General features: G+C 73.5%; 16 protein-coding genes. 8 read left to right on the top strand and 8 right to left on the bottom strand.

Annotated features, from left to right (window positions below):
* Window positions 1–476: 476 nt before the first annotated feature.
* Window positions 477–1,301: a purine-nucleoside phosphorylase gene (locus ACIQFU_RS05240; protein WP_402549072.1), complete on the bottom strand. Its 825-nt coding sequence runs from the start codon at window positions 1,299–1,301 to the stop codon at window positions 477–479.
* 93 nt (window positions 1,302–1,394) lie between these two features.
* Window positions 1,395–1,832: a gamma-glutamylcyclotransferase gene (locus ACIQFU_RS05245; protein WP_402549074.1), complete on the bottom strand. Its 438-nt coding sequence runs from the start codon at window positions 1,830–1,832 to the stop codon at window positions 1,395–1,397.
* A gap of 71 nt (window positions 1,833–1,903) precedes the next feature.
* On the opposite strand from ACIQFU_RS05245, the gene ACIQFU_RS05250 reads away from it, so the two are divergent.
* Window positions 1,904–3,352, top strand: a complete 1,449-nt coding sequence (locus tag ACIQFU_RS05250) for an NAD(P)H-quinone dehydrogenase (RefSeq protein ID WP_402549075.1) — start codon at window positions 1,904–1,906, stop codon at window positions 3,350–3,352.
* Between the two features lie 179 nt (window positions 3,353–3,531).
* A complete protein-coding gene (locus ACIQFU_RS05255) occupies window positions 3,532–4,518 on the top strand; it encodes a DeoR/GlpR family DNA-binding transcription regulator (protein ID WP_402549077.1) in 987 nt (328 codons plus the stop codon).
* Window positions 4,519–4,636: 118 nt separating this feature from the next.
* Here ACIQFU_RS05255 and ACIQFU_RS05260 read toward each other — a convergent pair whose 3' ends face one another.
* Window positions 4,637–6,409 (bottom strand): acetyl/propionyl/methylcrotonyl-CoA carboxylase subunit alpha, encoded by a 1,773-nt coding sequence (locus ACIQFU_RS05260; protein ID WP_402549078.1) that lies wholly within the window; start codon window positions 6,407–6,409, stop codon window positions 4,637–4,639.
* Between the two features lie 374 nt (window positions 6,410–6,783).
* On the opposite strand from ACIQFU_RS05260, the gene ACIQFU_RS05265 reads away from it, so the two are divergent.
* Window positions 6,784–7,275 carry a hypothetical protein gene (locus ACIQFU_RS05265; protein ID WP_402549079.1) on the top strand — a complete coding sequence of 164 codons (492 nt, stop codon included), beginning with the start codon at window positions 6,784–6,786 and terminating at the stop codon, window positions 7,273–7,275.
* On the opposite strand, the gene ACIQFU_RS05270 is transcribed toward ACIQFU_RS05265, so the two are convergent.
* The 4 genes from ACIQFU_RS05270 to ACIQFU_RS05285 all read right to left on the bottom strand — a co-directional run bounded on the left by ACIQFU_RS05270 (window position 7,244) and on the right by ACIQFU_RS05285 (window position 9,985).
* Window positions 7,244–7,870: a nucleoside triphosphate pyrophosphatase gene (locus tag ACIQFU_RS05270; protein WP_402549080.1), complete on the bottom strand. Its 627-nt coding sequence runs from the start codon at window positions 7,868–7,870 to the stop codon at window positions 7,244–7,246. The genes ACIQFU_RS05265 and ACIQFU_RS05270 overlap by 32 nt on opposite strands.
* Before the next feature lie 38 nt (window positions 7,871–7,908).
* Window positions 7,909–8,037: a morphogenic membrane protein MmpB gene (mmpB, locus tag ACIQFU_RS05275; RefSeq protein WP_402549081.1), complete on the bottom strand. Its 129-nt coding sequence runs from the start codon at window positions 8,035–8,037 to the stop codon at window positions 7,909–7,911.
* A gap of 116 nt (window positions 8,038–8,153) precedes the next feature.
* Window positions 8,154–8,363 carry an acyl-CoA carboxylase subunit epsilon gene (locus ACIQFU_RS05280; RefSeq protein WP_402549082.1) on the bottom strand — a complete coding sequence of 70 codons (210 nt, stop codon included), beginning with the start codon at window positions 8,361–8,363 and terminating at the stop codon, window positions 8,154–8,156.
* A 20-nt stretch (window positions 8,364–8,383) separates the two neighbouring features.
* Window positions 8,384–9,985 (bottom strand): acyl-CoA carboxylase subunit beta, encoded by a 1,602-nt coding sequence (locus tag ACIQFU_RS05285; protein WP_402549083.1) that lies wholly within the window; start codon window positions 9,983–9,985, stop codon window positions 8,384–8,386.
* 111 nt (window positions 9,986–10,096) lie between these two features.
* On the opposite strand from ACIQFU_RS05285, the gene ACIQFU_RS05290 reads away from it, so the two are divergent.
* A complete protein-coding gene (locus ACIQFU_RS05290; protein WP_402549084.1) occupies window positions 10,097–10,981 on the top strand; it encodes a biotin--[acetyl-CoA-carboxylase] ligase in 885 nt (294 codons plus the stop codon).
* A 115-nt stretch (window positions 10,982–11,096) separates the two neighbouring features.
* Window positions 11,097–12,242, top strand: a complete 1,146-nt coding sequence (locus tag ACIQFU_RS05295; RefSeq protein WP_402549086.1) for an adenylate/guanylate cyclase domain-containing protein — start codon at window positions 11,097–11,099, stop codon at window positions 12,240–12,242.
* 40 nt (window positions 12,243–12,282) lie between these two features.
* On the opposite strand, the gene ACIQFU_RS05300 is transcribed toward ACIQFU_RS05295, so the two are convergent.
* Complete coding sequence (locus tag ACIQFU_RS05300) at window positions 12,283–13,023, bottom strand: hypothetical protein (RefSeq protein ID WP_402549087.1); 741 nt, start codon at window positions 13,021–13,023, stop codon at window positions 12,283–12,285.
* A gap of 212 nt (window positions 13,024–13,235) precedes the next feature.
* On the opposite strand from ACIQFU_RS05300, the gene ACIQFU_RS05305 reads away from it, so the two are divergent.
* The 3 genes from ACIQFU_RS05305 (at window position 13,236) to hutH (ending at window position 17,276) form a co-directional block, all read left to right on the top strand.
* Window positions 13,236–14,036, top strand: a complete 801-nt coding sequence (locus ACIQFU_RS05305) for an enoyl-CoA hydratase/isomerase family protein (RefSeq protein ID WP_402549089.1) — start codon at window positions 13,236–13,238, stop codon at window positions 14,034–14,036.
* A 459-nt stretch (window positions 14,037–14,495) separates the two neighbouring features.
* Window positions 14,496–15,644, top strand: a complete 1,149-nt coding sequence (locus ACIQFU_RS05310) for a diguanylate cyclase domain-containing protein (protein ID WP_402549091.1) — start codon at window positions 14,496–14,498, stop codon at window positions 15,642–15,644.
* A gap of 93 nt (window positions 15,645–15,737) precedes the next feature.
* The gene (gene hutH, locus ACIQFU_RS05315) at window positions 15,738–17,276 is read left to right on the top strand and encodes a histidine ammonia-lyase (RefSeq protein ID WP_402549265.1); all 1,539 of its coding nucleotides are present in this window, start codon (window positions 15,738–15,740) and stop codon (window positions 17,274–17,276) included.
* The last annotated feature ends 125 nt before the right edge of the window (window positions 17,277–17,401 follow it).

A 17,401-nucleotide genomic window follows, 5' to 3' on the forward strand; every position in this document is an offset into this window, starting at 1 on the left:
CGGCGGGGGGGGGGGGGGGGGGGGGGCCGGGCGGGCCGGGGGCGCCGGGGGGGGGGGGCCCGGGCCCCCCGCCGGGGGGGGGGGGGCCGGGGGCCCGCCGGGGGGGTGTCCGTCCTCGGAACGGCGCGGAATCGGTCGGCCACAGATCTGACCGGCGTTGACGCGCCAACCGCTGCGGGCGGACACCCCCCCGACCCGCCCCCTTCCCGCCGTACGCGACTATCCCGCCGCGTCGCTCCGGCTGCGGTCAGCCGCCGTGCCGCCGTCGCTGCGGGCAGTCGTGCCGCTGGGGCGATGGGGGCCCCGCTCGAGCGAAGCCGAGAGTGGGGGAGGGTGGGCGCAGCGGCACCCCGCAACGCCGGGCCGCGCTCCCCACCCCCGCGCCGGGCACCGCGTGCGGCGCCGGGTCACGCGACCCACCCCCGCGGCCAGATCCGCGCCGGGTGCCAAGCCCACGCCGGACCACTGGGCCTCGGCTACAGCCGGCCCAGCACCTGCGTCAGCAGCGTCCCCATGCGCGCAGCCGAGTCGCGGCCCGCCTGGAGGACCTCCTCGTGGTTGAGGGGCTCGCCCGTCATGCCCGCGGCGAGGTTGGTGACCAGGGAGATGCCCAGCACCTCCGCCCCGGCCTCGCGGGCCGCGATCGCCTCCAGAACCGTGGACATGCCCACCAGGTCGGCGCCGATCACCCGGGCCATGCGGATCTCGGCCGGAGTCTCGTAGTGCGGGCCGGGGAACTGGGCGTAGACACCCTCCTCCAGCGTGGCGTCGACCTCCTTGCACAGCGCCCGCAGACGGGGCGAGTAGAGGTCGGTGAGGTCGACGAAGTTGGCGCCGACGACGGGGGAGGTGGCGGTGAGGTTGATGTGGTCGCTGATCAGGACCGGCTGGCCGGGGCGCATGCCCTCGCGCAGGCCGCCGCAGCCGTTGGTCAGGATGATCGTCTTGGCGCCCGCGGCGACGGCGGTGCGGACGCCGTGGGAGACGGCGGCCACGCCGTGGCCCTCGTAGTAGTGGGTGCGGCCCAGGAAGACCAGTGCGCGCTTGTCGCCGATGGAGTACGAGCGGACCTTGCCGCCGTGCCCCTCCACCGCCGGCTTGGGGAAGCCCGGCAGGTCGGTGACCTGGAGATCGGCCTCGGGGGCGCCCAGGGCGTCCACGGCCGGTGCCCAGCCGGAGCCCATGACCAGGGCGACGTCGTGGGTCTCGGCGCCGGTGAGTTCGCGCAGGCGGGCCGCGGCGGCGTCGGCGGCGGCGTAGGGGTCGCCCTGGATGTCGTCCGGAAGAAGAGATGCGTTCACGCCGAAGAGGGTAGCCGGTTTGCGGCTACGCGCGTAGATGGCGGAGGTCACGGGATGGTGGTTTTTGGGTTGGAGGTTTTGACGGGGGTGCCCTCAGCAGGGGCGCTTGCGGAGTTCCATCACGTAGTCGTGGGGCGCGCCGGCCGACTCGGCGGCGTCCGCGATCTCGCCCAGGTAGCGGGCGGAGGGCAGACCTCCCTCGTAGGCGTTCAGGACGTAGGTCCAGGCGCCCTCCTCGCCGTCGAGGGTGTGGGCGCGGACGCGGGTGCGGCGGTAGATGTCCAGACCCACGCCCTCCCAGCGGTCGAGGGAGTCCTCGTCCATCGGGGCGACGTCGTAGAGGGCGACGAAGACCTGGGAGAGCGGGTCCTCGACGAGGGTCGCGAGCGCGCCCTCCCAGCCCATGTGCTCGCCCGCGAAGGTCAGCCGCCACCCGTTCAGCCAGCCGGTGGCGCGCAGCGGCGAGTGCGGGGCGCGGCGGGTCATCAGCCGCGCGTCGAGGTTGCCGGCGTAGGCGGCGTAGAGCGACATGGGGGAAGGGTACGCGCCGCTCTTGTAACGGTGGTGGCCCCGGGCGGCCGGTCGTTGAAGGGTGCGGGACAATGGAGTACGTGACTCGGATCGTGATCATTGGCGGCGGACCCGGCGGATACGAAGCGGCGCTGGTGGCCGCTCAGCTCGGCGCGGAGGTGACCGTCGTCGACTGCGACGGCCTGGGCGGGGCGTCGGTGCTGACCGACTGCGTGCCGTCCAAGACCCTCATCGCCACGGCTGAGGTGATGACCACCTTCGACTCCTCCTACGAGGAGCTGGGGATCATCGTCGCCGACGACACCCCGCCCATGGAGCAGGCCGCCCGGGTGGTGGGGGTCGACCTGGGCAAGGTCAACCGCCGGGTGAAGCGGCTGGCGCTGGCGCAGTCGCACGACATCACCGCCTCCGTGACCCGCGCGGGTGCGCGGGTCATGCGGGGGCGCGGGCGGCTGGAGGGCATGCAGGGACTGGACGGCTCCCGCAAGGTCGTGGTGCGGGCCGCCGACGGGAGCGAGGAGACGCTGACCGCGGACGCGGTGCTCGTCGCCACCGGCGGGCATCCGCGGGAGCTGCCGGACGCGCGGCCCGACGGGGAGCGGATCCTGAACTGGACCCAGGTCTACGACCTGGAGGAGCTGCCCGAAGAGCTGATCGTGGTCGGGTCCGGTGTGACCGGTGCCGAGTTCGCCGGTGCCTATCAGGCCCTCGGGTCGCGGGTCACGCTCGTGTCGTCGCGCGACCGGGTGCTGCCCGGCGAGGACCCGGACGCCGCGGCCGTGCTGGAGGACGTCTTCCGGCGGCGCGGGATGAACGTCATGTCGCGCTCCCGGGCCCAGTCCGCCAAGCGGGTGGGCGACCGGGTGGAAGTGACGCTGTCGGACGGGCGGGTCATCACCGGGTCGCACTGCCTGATGGCCGTCGGCGCCATTCCCAACACCGAGGGGATGGGGCTGGAGGAGGCCGGGGTCCGGCTCAAGGACTCCGGGCACATCAAGACCGACCGGGTCTCGCGGACCTCGGCCCCCGGCGTGTACGCCGCCGGTGACGTCACCGGCGTCTTCGCGCTCGCCTCGGTGGCGGCGATGCAGGGGCGGATCGCCATGTACCACTTCCTCGGCGACGCCGTGACCCCGCTGAACCTGAAGACCGTGTCCGCCAACGTCTTCACCGACCCCGAGATCGCCACCGTCGGCTACTCGCAGGCCGATGTGGACGCGGGCAAGATCGACGCCCGCGTGGTGAAGCTGCCGCTGCTGCGCAACCCGCGCGCCAAGATGCAGGGCATCCGGGACGGCTTCGTCAAGATCTTCTGCCGGCCCGGTACCGAGATCGTGGTGGGGGGCGTCGTGGTGGCGCCGCGTGCCTCGGAGCTCATTCACCCGATCTCGATCGCGGTCGACAACAACCTGACGGTCGAGCAGATCGCCAACGCCTTCACCGTGTACCCCTCGCTCTCGGGGTCGATCGCGGAGGTGGCGCGGCAGTTGCACACCCGGAAGGCCGGCGGGGAGGGCTAGCCCGGCGGCCCGCGGCCGGAAATGACTCCCCGCTGGTCACGGGGAGTTGCGGCCCTTGCGTACGGCATAGGCGGCCGGGGTAGGCCCGTATACCACTTCGCGTGGTGGCATGCGAACAACTTCTGTTATTCGGCGCATACTGCTGAAAGCAGACGGTCGTTGGGGTTACTGTCAGTTTCGTGTTCGCTGCAGAACGTCGCCAATTGATCCTCGAAATGGTGCGAGCGAACGGGGCCGTGTCGCTCCGTGAGCTCGCCCGCGTCGTCCAGACCTCCGAAGTGACCGTACGGCGGGACGTGCGCGCACTGGAGGCAGAAGGACTCCTCGACCGCCGGCACGGCGGTGCGGTACTGCCGGGCGGGTTCACGCGAGAGTCCGGCTTTCCGCAGAAGTCCCATCTCGCGACCGCCGAGAAGACGGCCATCGCCGATCTCGCCGCGGGCCTCGTCGAAGAGGGCGAGGCCATCGTGGTGGGGGCGGGTACCACGACGCAGGAGCTGGCCCGCCGGCTCGCGCGGGTGCCCGGGCTGACGGTCGTCACCAACTCGCTGCTGGTGGCCCAGGCCCTCGCCCACGCCAACCGGGTCGAGGTCGTGATGACCGGCGGCACGCTCCGGGGGTCCAACTACGCCCTGGTGGGGTCCGGCGCCGAGCAGTCCCTGCAGGGGCTGCGGGTCTCCAAGGCCTTCCTGTCCGGGAGCGGGCTGACCGCCGAGCGGGGCCTGTCCACGTCCAACATGCTGTCGGCGTCCGTCGACCGGGCGCTGGTCCAGGCCGCCGCCGAGGTCGTCGTCCTCGCCGACCACTCCAAGCTGGGCACGGACACCATGTTCCAGACCGTGCCCACCGACGTCATCACCCGTCTGGTCACCGACGAGTCGCCGGCCCACGACGACCGCGCCGCCACCGAGCTCCAGGCCCTGGCCGACCAGGGCGTGCAGATCGCCGTGGCCGGGGCGTCGGGGGGTGGTGCGGCGAACGGCAGCGGGACACCGGGGGCCTCGGGGGGTGAATCCGTCGCGCGTCAGCAGCGCCGGGACGTGCCGCTTCCGGGGCCACGCCGACAGGTTCCGGGCGCGGCGACGGGGCTGCGGTCGGCCACCGCCCTGAGTGAGCAGAACGGCGGGACGGAACGGGCGCGCGTCGCCGACATGCGCCGCCGCTAGGCCGGGCTCCGAATCGTCCGGCGGTCCCCGTCCGCAGGACAGCGACGGGGGCGCCCGGCGGACCGTGTGATGCGGTCCGCCGGGCGCCCCCGGCGTGCTGCTGCGGTGCGGGTGTCCCTCAGTCCTTGATCTCGCAGATCGCGGCGCCGGCGGTGACGGAGGCGCCGACCTCCGCGCCCAGGCCCTTGACGGTGCCGGACTTGTGGGCGTTGATCGGCTGTTCCATCTTCATGGCTTCCAGGACGACGATCAGGTCGCCCTCCTGGACCTCCTGGCCCTCTTCCACGGCGAGCTTCACGATCGTGCCCTGCATCGGGGAGGCGAGGGTGTCGCCCGAGGCCGCGGGGCCGGACTTCTTCGCCGCGCGGCGCTTGGGACGGGCGCCGGCCGCCAGGCCGGTGCGGGCCAGGGACATGCCGAGCGAGGAGGGGAGGGAGACCTCCAGGCGCTTGCCGCCGACCTCGACGACGACCGTCTCGCGGCCGCTCTCCTCGTCCGCCTCGGTGTCGGCGGGCGCGGTGAAGGGCTTGATCTCGTTGACGAACTCCGTCTCGATCCAGCGGGTGTGGACCGTGAAGGGGTCGGTGGAGCCGGTGAGCTCGGGCGCGAAGGCCGGGTCGCGGACGACCGTGCGGTGGAAGGGGATGGCGGTGGCCATGCCCTCGACCTGGAACTCGTCCAGGGCGCGGGCCGCACGCTCCAGCGCCTCCTTGCGGGTGCGGCCGGTGACGATCAGCTTCGCCAGCAGGGAGTCCCAGGCCGGGCCGATCACGCTGCCGGACTCGACGCCGGCGTCCAGGCGGACGCCGGGACCGGTGGGCGCCTCGAAGCGGGTGACGGTGCCGGGGGCCGGCAGGAAGCCGCGGCCGGGGTCCTCGCCGTTGATGCGGAACTCGAAGGAGTGGCCGCGCAGCGCGGGGTCGTCGTAGCCGAGTTCCTCGCCGTCGGCGATGCGGAACATCTCGCGGACCAGGTCGATGCCGGCGACTTCCTCGGTGACCGGGTGCTCGACCTGCAGGCGGGTGTTGACCTCCAGGAAGGAGATCGTGCCGTCCATGCCGACGAGGAACTCGACCGTGCCGGCGCCGACGTAGCCGGCCTCCTTGAGGATCGCCTTGGAGGACGAGTACAGCTCCGCCAGCTGGGCGTCCGACAGGAAGGGGGCGGGGGCCTCCTCCACCAGCTTCTGGTGGCGGCGCTGCAGGGAGCAGTCGCGGGTGGAGACGACGACCACGTTGCCGTGCTGGTCGGCCAGGCACTGCGTCTCCACGTGGCGGGGCTTGTCGAGGTAGCGCTCGACGAAGCACTCGCCGCGGCCGAAGGCGGCCACGGCCTCGCGGACGGCGGAGTCGTACAGCTCGGGGACCTCGTCGAGGGTACGGGCGACCTTGAGGCCGCGTCCGCCGCCGCCGAAGGCCGCCTTGATCGCGATGGGCAGGCCGTGCTCCTCGGCGAAGGCGACGACCTCGTCCGCGCCGGAGACGGGGTCCGGGGTGCCGGCGACCAGCGGGGCACCGGCGCGCTGGGCGATGTGACGGGCGGCGACCTTGTCGCCCAGGTCGCGGATGGCCTGCGGGGGCGGGCCGATCCAGATCAGACCGGCGTCCAGGACCGCCTGCGCGAACTCCGCGTTCTCGGAAAGGAATCCGTAGCCGGGATGGATGGCGTCCGCACCCGACTCGCGCGCGGCTTTGAGGACCTTCTCGATGTCCAGATAGCTGGTCGCGGGGGTGTCACCACCCAGGGCGAACGCCTCATCAGCGGCGCGGACATGCAATGCGTCCCGGTCCGGGTCCGCGTAGACGGCCACGCTCGCGATCCCGGCGTCCCGGCAGGCCCGGGCCACGCGGACAGCGATTTCGCCACGGTTGGCGATGAGCACCTTGCGCACGATTGAGGCTCCCTCCTTGAAACAAGCCGAGTTTAGGGACTGCCGACACGGCACTACGACCCGTCCCCAATGGTGAGCTTGCCCACACGGAGCGTGATTCGAGGCTCGCTCGACCCCCGGAAGCCCATGCGGTACCGCGCTACGCAGGACTCCTGGGGGAAACCCTAGCCCTCCCGTGTGGTCAAGGTCTCTGTAAGGGCGTGCTGCGGGCCACTCCGTTTCTTTGTGGAGTCCCTACTAATGGCCCAATGATTCTTTGCTCGTGCCGGAACCCTTGTGGCGAGGTTTACCCGTTAGTAGCGTTCCCCGTGTCTCGAACGTACTTGGGGTAACAGCTGTCCTGTGCGGCAGCGGTCGGAAGTGGGTGGGGACCGGTGTCAGTGCGCAGGCCGGTGGCGTGGATCGTGGCGGTCGTGCTCTTCGTGGAGGCGGTCGGTGTCGCGGCGCTGAACTGGTTCCTGGGGATCGTCGTCGACCGCCAGGACATGTCCCTGGCCGGTCTCGACCCGGACACGATGTCCCTCTCCTCGAAGATCGGCGGGGTCGTCTTCGGGCTGTACTTCGCGCTGTGCGGCCTGGTCGCGCTGCTCGTGGCGCTGCGGGACCGCGCACCCGCGGGGCTCGGCCGGATCCTGCTGATCAGCGCCGCCGTGGTGCACGGGCTGCTCGGCGCGTTCTCCTGGGGGCTGGTGGGGCCCGGCGCCTTCGTCTTCATGATCGTCGTACTGGGCCTCATCGTGCTGCTGCTGATGACGTACGACGCCCGCGAGGAGCCCGCCGCCGGGCCGCGGCCCGAGGGCGACAACGGCGGCAAGGGCGGGGACGGCTCCCCGGTCAGCCCTCCGCCGGCGCCCACAACTCCGTGATACCGGTCCCCAACTCGGCCAGGAGGCGGCGCAGCAGGGGCAGGCTCAGGCCGATGACGTTGCCGTGGTCGCCCTCGATGCCGTCGATGAACGGCGCCGAGCGGCCGTCCAGGGTGAAGGCGCCCGCGACGTACAGGGGTTCACCGGAGGCCACGTAGGCGGCGATCTCGGCGTCGGTCGGCTCGCCGAAGCGGACGACGGTGGAAGCGGTCGCCGAGACGTGGCGGCCGGAGGCGGTGTCCCAGACGCAGTGGCCGGTCTGCAGCGTGCCCGCCCGACCGCGCATCGCCTTCCAGCGGGCGGTGGCCTCCTCGGCGTCCGCCGGCTTGCCGAGCGCCTGGCCGTCCAGGTCGAGCACCGAGTCGCAGCCGATCACCAGGGCGCCGTGCACCTCGGGCTTCGCGGCCACCACGGACGCCTTGGCCTCGGCCAGGGCGAGGGCCAGCTCGGCGGGGGTGGGGGCGGTGACGGCTTCCTCGTCGACGCCGCTCACGAGGACCTCGGGGGCGAGTCCGGCCTGGCGCAGCAGGCCGAGCCGGGCCGGGGACTGGGAGGCGAGGACGAGGCGGCGGCGGGGCTGCTGCTGGTCGGTCATGGGGCCAGGGTATCGGCGCTGCCGGGGAGCGAGACGTCTCAGCGCAGGCCGAGCACGATCATCGCCAGGACCATGGCCAGCGCCAGAAAGAGGCTCAGCCGCCGCAGCATGACCTGCATGTCGCGCAGTTCCTCGGGCGGCTCGTTCTCGGGGTCGGACCACAGCATGCCACCAGCGTGGGGCTTGGCCGGGGGGCGCGCTTGAGTATGAGTACCTATATCGGGGCGCGGGGTTGCAGTGCTGTGCGCGGTTCCCCGCGCCCCTGGAAGGTTGGCCTCGGTTCTCAGCTCGGCCAGTAGGTGCGGCCCCATGCCGTCGGGCCGGGGTGTGGCAGGCGGTGGGTCGCGATGCGGGACGGGTCGGACCAGGCGTCGCGCGGGCGGTCGGTGGTGGACGGCTCCGAGGCTGCCGTCGCCGCGCGGGCCCTGACCACCGTCAGGGCGGCGGCCAGTTCTTCCGGGGTGGGGTTGCCCCGTACGACCTTGATGGTCACAGCGGCTCCTTCCGGGGGGATCAGAGGGGGATGTTGCCGTGCTTCTTCGGGGGCAGGTTCTCCCGCTTGGTGCGCAGCTGGCGCAGACCGCGGACGATGTGGCGGCGGGTGTCGGAGGGCATGATCACCGCGTCGACGTAGCCGCGCTCGGCCGCCGTGTAGGGGTTGAGGAGGGCGTCCTCGTACTCCTGGATCAGGCGGGCGCGGACCGCTTCGACGTCCTCGCCGCTCGCCCCGGCCTCGGCGATGGTGCGGCGGTGCAGGATGTTGACCGCGCCCTGGGCGCCCATGACGGCGATCTGGGCGGTGGGCCAGGCCAGGTTGAGGTCGGCCCCCAGGTGCTTGGAGCCCATGACGTCGTAGGCGCCGCCGAAGGCCTTGCGGGTGATGACCGTGATGAGCGGCACCGTGGCCTCGGCGTAGGCGAAGATCAGCTTGGCGCCGCGGCGGATGATGCCGTCGTGCTCCTGGTCGACGCCGGGCAGGAAGCCGGGGACGTCCACGAAGGTGATCACGGGGACGTTGAAGGCGTCGCAGGTGCGCACGAACCGGGCGGCCTTCTCGGATGCGGTGATGTCCAGGCACCCGGCGAACTGCATGGGCTGGTTGGCGACGATGCCGACCGGGCGGCCCTCGACCCGGCCGAAGCCGGTGAGGATGTTCGGCGCGAACAGCGGCTGCGTCTCGAAGAACTCGGCGTCGTCCAGGACGTGCTCGATGACGGAGTGCATGTCGTAGGGCTGGTTCGCCGAGTCCGGGACGATCGTGTCCAGCTCGGCGTCCTCGTCCGTGACCGAGAGGTCGGCCTCCTCGGGGAAGGCCGGGGCCTCGGAGAGGTTGTTGGACGGCAGGTACGACAGGAGCTGCTTGACGAACTCGACGGCGTCCTTCTCGTCGCCGGCCATGTGGTGGGCCACGCCCGAGGCGGAGTTGTGGGTGCGAGCGCCGCCCAGCTCCTCGAAGCCGACGTCCTCGCCGGTGACCGTCTTGATGACGTCGGGGCCGGTGATGAACATGTGGCTGGTCTGGTCGACCATGACCGTGAAGTCGGTGATCGCGGGGGAGTAGACCGCGCCGCCCGCGCAGGGCCCGACGACCAGGCTGATCTGCGGGATGACGCCCGAGGCGTGGGTGTTGCGGCGGAAGATCTCGCCGTACGCCCCGAGCGAGGCCACGCCCTCCTGGATGCGGGCGCCGCCGGAGTCGTTGATGCCGACGACCGGGCAGCCGGTCTTCAGCGCGAAGTCCATGACCTTGACGATCTTCTGGCCGTAGACCTCGCCCAGCGCGCCGCCGAAGACGGTGAAGTCCTGGGAGAAGACCGCGACCGGGCGGCCGTCGACGGTGCCGTAGCCGGTGACGACGCCGTCGCCGTAGGGGCGGTTGGCGTCCAGGCCGAAGTTGGTGGAGCGGTGCCGGGCGAACTCGTCCAGCTCGACGAAGGAACCCTCGTCGAGGAGGAGGTCGATGCGCTCACGAGCCGTCAGCTTGCCCTTGGCGTGCTGTTTCTCGACGGCGCGTGCGGATCCGGCGTGCGTCGCTTCCTCGATACGGCGCCTGAGATCCGCGAGCTTGCCCGCGGTCGTGTGGATGTCGGGCTGCTGCTCTTCCGGCTCGGACATCGGGATGCGGCTCCCTGCCTGCTCAAAAGGGGGGGACGGTTACTCGTTCGTAGAGTAGTAGGGGGCCTTCCGATCGGCAGTGCGGTGTTTCCCACACCTAGGGTGGGTTGCATGACGCCCCGAGACTCCTCCGACTCCTCCGACTCCCCCGGTTCCGCGCACAGCCGGTGGTCCGACCTGGACCGGCCGCCCCTCAGCCGTATGTCGCTGCGCCGGGGACTGGTGCGCGAGGGAGGGCTGTGGCGGGAGGTGGACGTGGTGCAGCGCACCGGCTCCACCAACTCCGACCTCGTGGCCCGGGCCGCCGAGGGGGACCTGGCGGAGGGCGTCGTCCTCGTCGCCGAGGAGCAGAGCGCCGCGCGCGGACGGCTGGACCGGCAGTGGACGGCACCGGCCCGCTCCGGGCTGTTCTTCTCCGTCCTGCTGCGCCCCGCCGAGGTCCCGGTGACCCGCTGGGGCTGGCTGCCGCTGCTCACCGGCGTCGCCGTGGCGACCGGGCTGTCCCGCGTCGCGGGCGTCGACACCGCCCTGAAGTGGCCCAACGACCTGCTGGTGACCGTCGGCGACGAGGAACGCAAGGCCGGCGGCATCCTCGCCGAGCGGGCCGGGGACGACGGCGTCGTCATCGGCGTCGGCATCAACGTCTCGCTCCGCGCCGACGAACTGCCGGTCCCGCGGGCCGGGTCGCTCGCGCTGGCCGGTGCCGTGAACACCGACCGGGACCCGCTGCTGCGCGGGGTGCTGCGGTCGCTGGAGGACTGGTACGGGCGCTGGCGCGAGGCCGGGGGCGACCCGGCGGCCAGCGGGCTCCAGGAGACGTACGCGGCGGGCTGCGCGACGCTCGGGCGCATGGTGCGCGCGGAGCTGCCGGGGGACCGGTCGCTGGTGGGGGAGGCGGTGGCCGTGGACGGCGACGGGCGGCTGGTGCTGGCGACGGAGGAGGGGGTGCAGGAGCCGGTGGGAGCGGGTGACATCGTGCATCTGCGGTTGGCGTGAGCGCGGTCCCGGGGCACTCTCGGAGTGCGGGACGCACCGGAGTGAGCTGGGGCACACCTGACGTAAAGTTGGGGCCGGTCGAACCTGACCGCGGCAGATCGGAAAGGCAACAGGCGTGACCGTCGACGACACCGGCTCCGGCGCGGACGGGGACGGCCGGGTGGACCCCGAGCCCGCCCCGGACTCCGCCGACCCCGGCGAGGACCCGCTCGCGCTGCGCCTCGAGGGGCTCATCCTGGGCGCCGAGCGCCGCTACACCCCCTTCCAGGCCGCCCGCAGCGCGGGTGTCTCCATGGAACTGGCCTCCCGTTTCTGGCGGGCCATGGGCTTCGCCGACATCGGCCAGGCCAAGGCGCTCACCGAGGCCGACGTCCTCGCCCTGCGGCGACTGGCCGGTCTGGTGGAGGCCGGGCTGCTCAGCGAGGCGATGGCCGTCCAGGTCGCCCGGTCCACGGGACAGACCACCGCCCGGTTGGCCGAGTGGCAGATCGACTCGTTCCTGGAGGGCCTCACCGAGCCCCCCGAGCCGGGGATGACGCGCACCGAGGTGACGTATCCCATCGTCGAACTGCTCCTGCCCGAGCTGCAGGAGTTCCTCGTCTACGTCTGGCGGCGCCAGCTCGCCGCCTCGGCCGGCCGGGTCATCCAGGCCGGGGACGACGAGGAGATGGTGGACCGGCGGCTCGCGGTGGGCTTCGCGGACCTGGTCGGCTTCACGCGGCTGACCCGGCGGATGGAGGAGGAGGAGCTCGGCGAACTGGTCGAGGCCTTCGAGACCACCTCCGCCGACCTGGTGGCCGCGCGCGGTGGACGGCTGGTCAAGACCCTCGGCGACGAGGTGCTCTACGCCGCGGACGACGCCGGTACGGCCGCCGAGATCGCGCTGCTCCTCGTCGAGACGATGGCCAACGACGAGACCATGCCGGAGCTGCGCGTCGGCATCGCCTTCGGCACGGTCACCACCCGGATGGGCGACGTCTTCGGCACGACCGTCAACCTGGCCTCCCGGCTCACCTCGATAGCCCCCAAGGACGCCGTGCTCGTCGACTCCGCCTTCGCGGAGGAGCTGATCCGCACCGGGGACGCCCCCGCCTCGGAGTCGGCGGCGGCCGAGGAGGCGGCCGCCGCGGAGAAGGAGGGCGAGGAGCCGCCGGTGTACCGCTTCGCGCTCCAGCCGATGTGGCAGCGTCCGGTACGCGGTCTCGGCGTGGTCGAGCCGTGGCTGCTCACTCGGCGGGGAGAGGGCGGCCGGGAGTCGTAGGGCGCCCCCGGGGGTCGCGGAGCGCCGGGAGCCCAGTTGTTCATCCGCCGGGCAGGTCGACGCAGAGCCCGATGACGGGCACACACAGGCCCGGATCGTCGGGCTCCGGCGCCGGATCGGACGCCGGTGGCGTGCTGCGGACCGGTGGCGGGGTCGGTGTGGGACGGGGCGCGGGGCCGTCGGACCGCGACGGCCGCGGAGTGTCCGGGGCCGCGGTCCGAGCCGGGTCGCCGGCGCCGTCCTCCCGCCCCCTCTCCCCTTCCCCTTCGTGGCCGTCTCCCCCTGTTCCCGGTCTCCGCCCGTCGGAGGTGTCCGGTCCTGCCGGGTCGCCGGGCGCGGGTGCGGTGGTGGCCGTGAGGAGCGGGCCCGGGGGACCGCTCGCGGACGGGCCCGGCACGAGGCCGGGTATGAGCCCCGGTCCGGGCGAGCCGCTCAGTCCGCCCATGGCGGACGTCGCCGAAGGGCTCGCTCCGGGTGCTCCGCCCGCGTCCGCGGCGGCGGCCCCCGTCGCCCGGTCCGAGGCCGTGCCCCCGCCCTCCACGCGCGGCCCCGCCCCGGCGCCGAAGCCGCCGCCCGCGTCGGCGCCGGGCTCGGGCAGCAGCCGTACGAGGCTCAGCGCGCCGGCCGCCAGGGCGAGGCCGCCGGCCATCAGCAGCACCTTGCGGGGACGGGGCCTGCGGTGCCGGCCGCGGCGGCACCACGCGTACCGCGGCTCCGTCGCCGCGTCGGTTGTCGTGCCGGTGGTCGGTCCGCCGGTCGTCGGTGTGCCGGTCGTCGTCATGGTCCCTCCCCGGTGCGCACGCGCCCCCGCTGCGCCGTGGCGGAGCGAGGCTACGGTCTGCCGTCGGCCGGAGTGGGGCGGTCGGCCGTATGTCACTCGAACGGGTGGGCGGGGTCGGCGTGCGGAGCGGGCGCGTCCGGGCTTCCCCCGCGCGGGCCCGCCTGCGATGATCGGGCGGTCGACTTGTTAACACGCGTTAACCGGAGGGTGTCATGAGCGAGGAGCGGTTCGGAGAGTTCGTCCTGGTGCGGCGGCACGGGGACGGGCATGTCGCGGAGCTCGCGCTCGACCGGCCGAAGGCCATGAACGCCGTCTCGACCGCCATGGCCCAGTCCCTGAGCGCGGCCTGCGCGGCGCTGGGGGAGGACCGGAGCGTCCGGGTGGTGGTGCTGACCTCGACCCACGAGCGGGCGTTCTGCGTCGGGGCGGACCTGAAGGAGCGCAACTCCTTCTCCGACGCCGACCTGCTGCGCCAGCGGCCGGTGACGCGGGGGGCCTACACGGCGGTGCTCGAGCTGCCGCAGCCCACGGTCGCGGCCGTGCACGGCTTCGCGCTGGGCGGCGGGTTCGAGCTGGCGCTGGCGTGCGACGTGATCGTGGCCGACCGTACGGCCGTGGTGGGGCTGCCCGAGGTGTCGGTGGGCGTGATCCCGGGCGGCGGCGGTACGCAGCTGCTGCCGCGCCGGGTGGGGGCGGCGCGAGCGGCCGAGCTGGTGTTCACGGCACGGCGGGTGGCGGCCGAGGAGGCGCGCGAGCTCGGGCTCGTGGACCAGCTGGTGGGCGAGGGACGGGACCGGGAGGACGCGCTGGAGCTGGCCTCCCGGATGGCCGCGAACTCGCCCGTGGGCCTGCGGGCGGCCAAGCGGGCGCTGCGCCTCGGGCACGGTCTCGACCTGCGGGCGGGCCTTGAGGTCGAGGACGCCGCGTGGCGGTCGGTGGCCTTCTCGGGGGACCGGGCGGAGGGCGTGGCGGCGTTCAACGAGAAGAGGGCACCGCGCTGGCCGGGCGAGTAGGTGGACCGAGGGGACACCGCCGCCGTCCGGCGTGTGACCGGGTGAGCCCCGGCCGTACGCCCTGCGTGGCCCGCCGTGGTCGGGCGCGGCGTGGCGACCCGTCGGCGGTGGTCCGGCATGGCGGACTCCGGTGTCGGTGCCCGGTGCGGTCCGGTGCCTCGGCCGTGGTCGGCGACCCTCGTCGCCGTGCGGCGTGAGCGGTCGTTCGCAGGCCCTGTGCCTGCCCTTGACGGGACGCCGGCCGGCCGGACGGGGCCGCCGTCCGGCACGTGGCCGGGTGAGCCGTCGGCCGTCCGGTGCCGCCCGCTGTGGTCGGGGGCGGTGGGGGAGCTGTCGGTCGTTGTCCGGCGTGGTCGGCTTCGGCGGGGTTTCCGGTGCGGGGTGCCGGGTCCGGACGACACTCGCCCGGTTCGCCCTGCTTGAGTAACGTTTCTTCAGGAATCTCCCTAGCCTGGAGTGATGGGTGACGACAGGCGGCTCGCGGCCGTGGTGGCGCTTGCGCAGGGGATGGCCGCCGCGCACAGCGCGCGTGAGGCGTGGCGGGCGGCGGCCGTCGGGGGATGTCTGGCGCTGGGCGGCAGCTTCGCCGCGCTGTCGGTGTGGGAGCGGGAGCTGGGACGGCTGCGGGTGCTCGTGAACGTCGGGCGGCGGGCCGAGGACGAGGAGGAGTTCCCGGAGAACGAGTCCTACCCGGTGCACCAGTTCGCGGAGATCACCGAGTTCCTGCACGAGCGCTGGGCCGGCGGCGGCGAGCCCGACGCCTGGGTCGAGACGGCCGAGGGCCCCGCCGCCGGACGCCCCGGGTACGTCCATCAGCGCGTCGCCGCCCTGCGCCGCCGGGGTCGCGGCTGCTGCGTGGTCGCGCCGATCGTGCTGCACGGGCGCGCGTGGGGCGAGCTGTACGTGGCCCGTCCGGTGGGGGAGCGGGTCTTCGAGCGGGGCGACGCCGACTTCGCCACCGTGCTGGCCTCCGTCGTCGCCGCCGGGATCGCGCAGACCGAGCGGCTGGAAGAGGTCCGGCGTCTCGCGTACACGGACGCGCTCACCGGGCTCGCCAACCGCCGCGCCGTCGACTCCGCGCTGGACGAGGCCGTCGAGCGGCACCGCGAGGAGGGGATCGTCGTCAGCCTCGTCGTGTGCGACCTGAACGGCCTCAAGCGGGTGAACGACACGCACGGTCACGCCGTCGGGGACCGGCTCCTGGAGCGGTTCGGGTCGGTGCTGTCGCTGTGCGGGGCGATGCTGCCGGGGGCGCTCGCGGCGCGGCTCGGCGGGGACGAGTTCTGCCTGCTCGCGGTCGGGCCGCCCGCCGACGCCGTGGTCAAGGCGGCCGAGGAGCTGTGCCGCCGGGCGGCCGAGCTGGAGCTGGGGGACGGCGTGGCCTGCGGGGTCGCGTCCACCGAGGACCCCGTCGGGCCGGTGCGCTCCGCGCGGCGGCTGTTCCGGCTCGCCGACGCCGCCCAGTACCGGGCCAAGGCCGAGCGGGCGGTCGGGCCGGTCGTCGCGGGACGCGAGGGGCCCGACGACCCCGTCGTGCGGCTCGCGGACGAGCCCTCCCGGGAGGAGGACGGGGAGCGGAGGAGGTTCCGCGGGCGGCACTCGCCGTGACGCCGAGCCGGTAAGGGGTGCAGCCCGTGCGCATCCGTGACGCATCCCCTCGTGACATCATCGAATTCACTGCGTACGCTCCTGAATATGGATATGCACACTGTGGTGGTGGGGACGTCCGGGGCCACCGCCTCCGACGTTCTCGCCGTGGCGCGCGGCGGCGCCCGGATCGAGCTCTCCGACGACGCGGTCGCTGCCCTGGCCGCGGCCCGCGGCATCGTGGACGCGCTGGCCGCGAAGCCGGACCCCGTGTACGGCGTGAGCACCGGCTTCGGCGCCCTGGCGACCCGGCACATCAGCCCCGACCTGCGCGCCCAGTTGCAGCGCAACATCGTCCGCTCGCACGCCGCCGGGATGGGCCCGCGCGTCGAGCGCGAGGTGGTGCGCGCGCTGATGTTCCTGCGGCTGAAGACCGTCTGCTCCGGCCACACCGGTGTCCGCCCCGAGGTCGCCCAGACCATGGCCGACGTGCTCAACGCCGGGATCACCCCGGTCGTGCACGAGTACGGCTCCCTGGGCTGCTCCGGCGACCTGGCCCCGCTGTCGCACTGCGCGCTGACCCTCATGGGCGAGGGCGACGCCGAGGGCCCCGACGGCACCGTACGGCCGGCCGGTGAGCTGCTCGCCGCGCACGGGATCGCCCCGGTCGAGCTGCGCGAGAAGGAGGGCCTCGCCCTCCTCAACGGCACCGACGGCATGCTCGGCATGCTGGTCATGGCCCTCGCCGACCTCGACACCCTCTACAAGTCGGCCGACATCACCGCCGCGCTGACCATGGAGGCCCTGCTCGGCACCGACAAGGTGCTCGCCCCCGAGCTGCACGCCATCCGCCCGCACCCGGGACAGGCCGCGAGCGCCGCCAACATGGCCGCCGTGCTCAAGGGCTCCGGCCTGACCGGGCACCACCAGGACGACGCCCCCCGCGTCCAGGACGCCTACTCGGTGCGCTGCGCGCCGCAGGTGGCCGGCGCCGGACGCGACACCATGGCCCACGCCGGGCTCGTCGCCGAGCGCGAGCTGGCCGCGGCCGTCGACAACCCGGTCGTCCTGCCCGACGGGCGCGTGGAGTCCAACGGCAACTTCCACGGCGCCCCGGTCGCCTACGTCCTGGACTTCCTCGCCGTCGCCGTGGCCGACCTCGGTTCCATCGCCGAGCGGCGCACCGACCGGCTCCTGGACAAGAACCGCAGCCACGGACTGCCGCCGTTCCTCGCCGACGACGCGGGCGTCGACTCCGGGCTGATGATCGCCCAGTACACCCAGGCCGCCCTGGTCGGTGAGCTGAAGCGGCTCGCCGTACCGGCCTCCGCCGACTCCATCCCGTCCTCCGCCATGCAGGAGGACCACGTGTCGATGGGCTGGTCGGCGGCGCGCAAGCTGCGCACGGCGGTCGACAACCTCGCGCGCGTGATCGCCGTCGAGCTGTACGCCGCCACGCGTGCGATCCAGCTCCGCGAGGGCCTGACCCCGGCGCCCGCGTCGCAGGCCGTCATCGACGCCGTACGGGCGGCCGGGGTCGAGGGCCCCGGCCCGGACCGCTTCCTGGCGCCCGACCTCGCCGCGGCGGACGCGTTCGTGCGCGCCGGGCACCTGGTCGCGGCGGCGGAGACGGTCACGGGGCCGCTGCGCTAGCGGACGGCGACGTGTCCGAGGGGCCCCGGCTGGATGACGCCGGGGCCCCTCGTGCTGCTCCCGGACGCTCCGGACGCTCCCAACGGCCGGGGATGCCCCGGACCGTCAAGAAAGCCAAAAGAACG

It is taken from the genome of Streptomyces sp. NPDC093065, assembly GCF_044754585.1.
In the GTDB taxonomy this organism is placed as follows: Bacteria; Actinomycetota; Actinomycetes; order Streptomycetales; family Streptomycetaceae; genus Streptomyces.

Excerpts from the sequence above, each read along its gene's own strand:
- ACIQFU_RS05310 (WP_402549091.1), top strand. The coding sequence starts at position 14,496 with ATGGGTGACGACAGGCGGCTCGCGGCCGTGGTGGCGCTTGCGCAGGGG.
- ACIQFU_RS05285 (WP_402549083.1), bottom strand. The coding sequence starts at position 9,985 with ATGTCCGAGCCGGAAGAGCAGCAGCCCGACATCCACACGACCGCGGGC.
- ACIQFU_RS05305 (WP_402549089.1), top strand. The coding sequence starts at position 13,236 with ATGAGCGAGGAGCGGTTCGGAGAGTTCGTCCTGGTGCGGCGGCACGGG.
- hutH (WP_402549265.1), top strand. The coding sequence starts at position 15,738 with ATGCACACTGTGGTGGTGGGGACGTCCGGGGCCACCGCCTCCGACGTT.
- ACIQFU_RS05300 (WP_402549087.1), bottom strand. The coding sequence starts at position 13,023 with ATGACGACGACCGGCACACCGACGACCGGCGGACCGACCACCGGCACG.
- ACIQFU_RS05250 (WP_402549075.1), top strand. The coding sequence starts at position 1,904 with ATGGAGTACGTGACTCGGATCGTGATCATTGGCGGCGGACCCGGCGGA.
- ACIQFU_RS05290 (WP_402549084.1), top strand. The coding sequence starts at position 10,097 with ATGACGCCCCGAGACTCCTCCGACTCCTCCGACTCCCCCGGTTCCGCG.
- ACIQFU_RS05245 (WP_402549074.1), bottom strand. The coding sequence starts at position 1,832 with ATGTCGCTCTACGCCGCCTACGCCGGCAACCTCGACGCGCGGCTGATG.
- mmpB (WP_402549081.1), bottom strand. The coding sequence starts at position 8,037 with ATGCTGTGGTCCGACCCCGAGAACGAGCCGCCCGAGGAACTGCGCGAC.
- ACIQFU_RS05270 (WP_402549080.1), bottom strand. The coding sequence starts at position 7,870 with ATGACCGACCAGCAGCAGCCCCGCCGCCGCCTCGTCCTCGCCTCCCAG.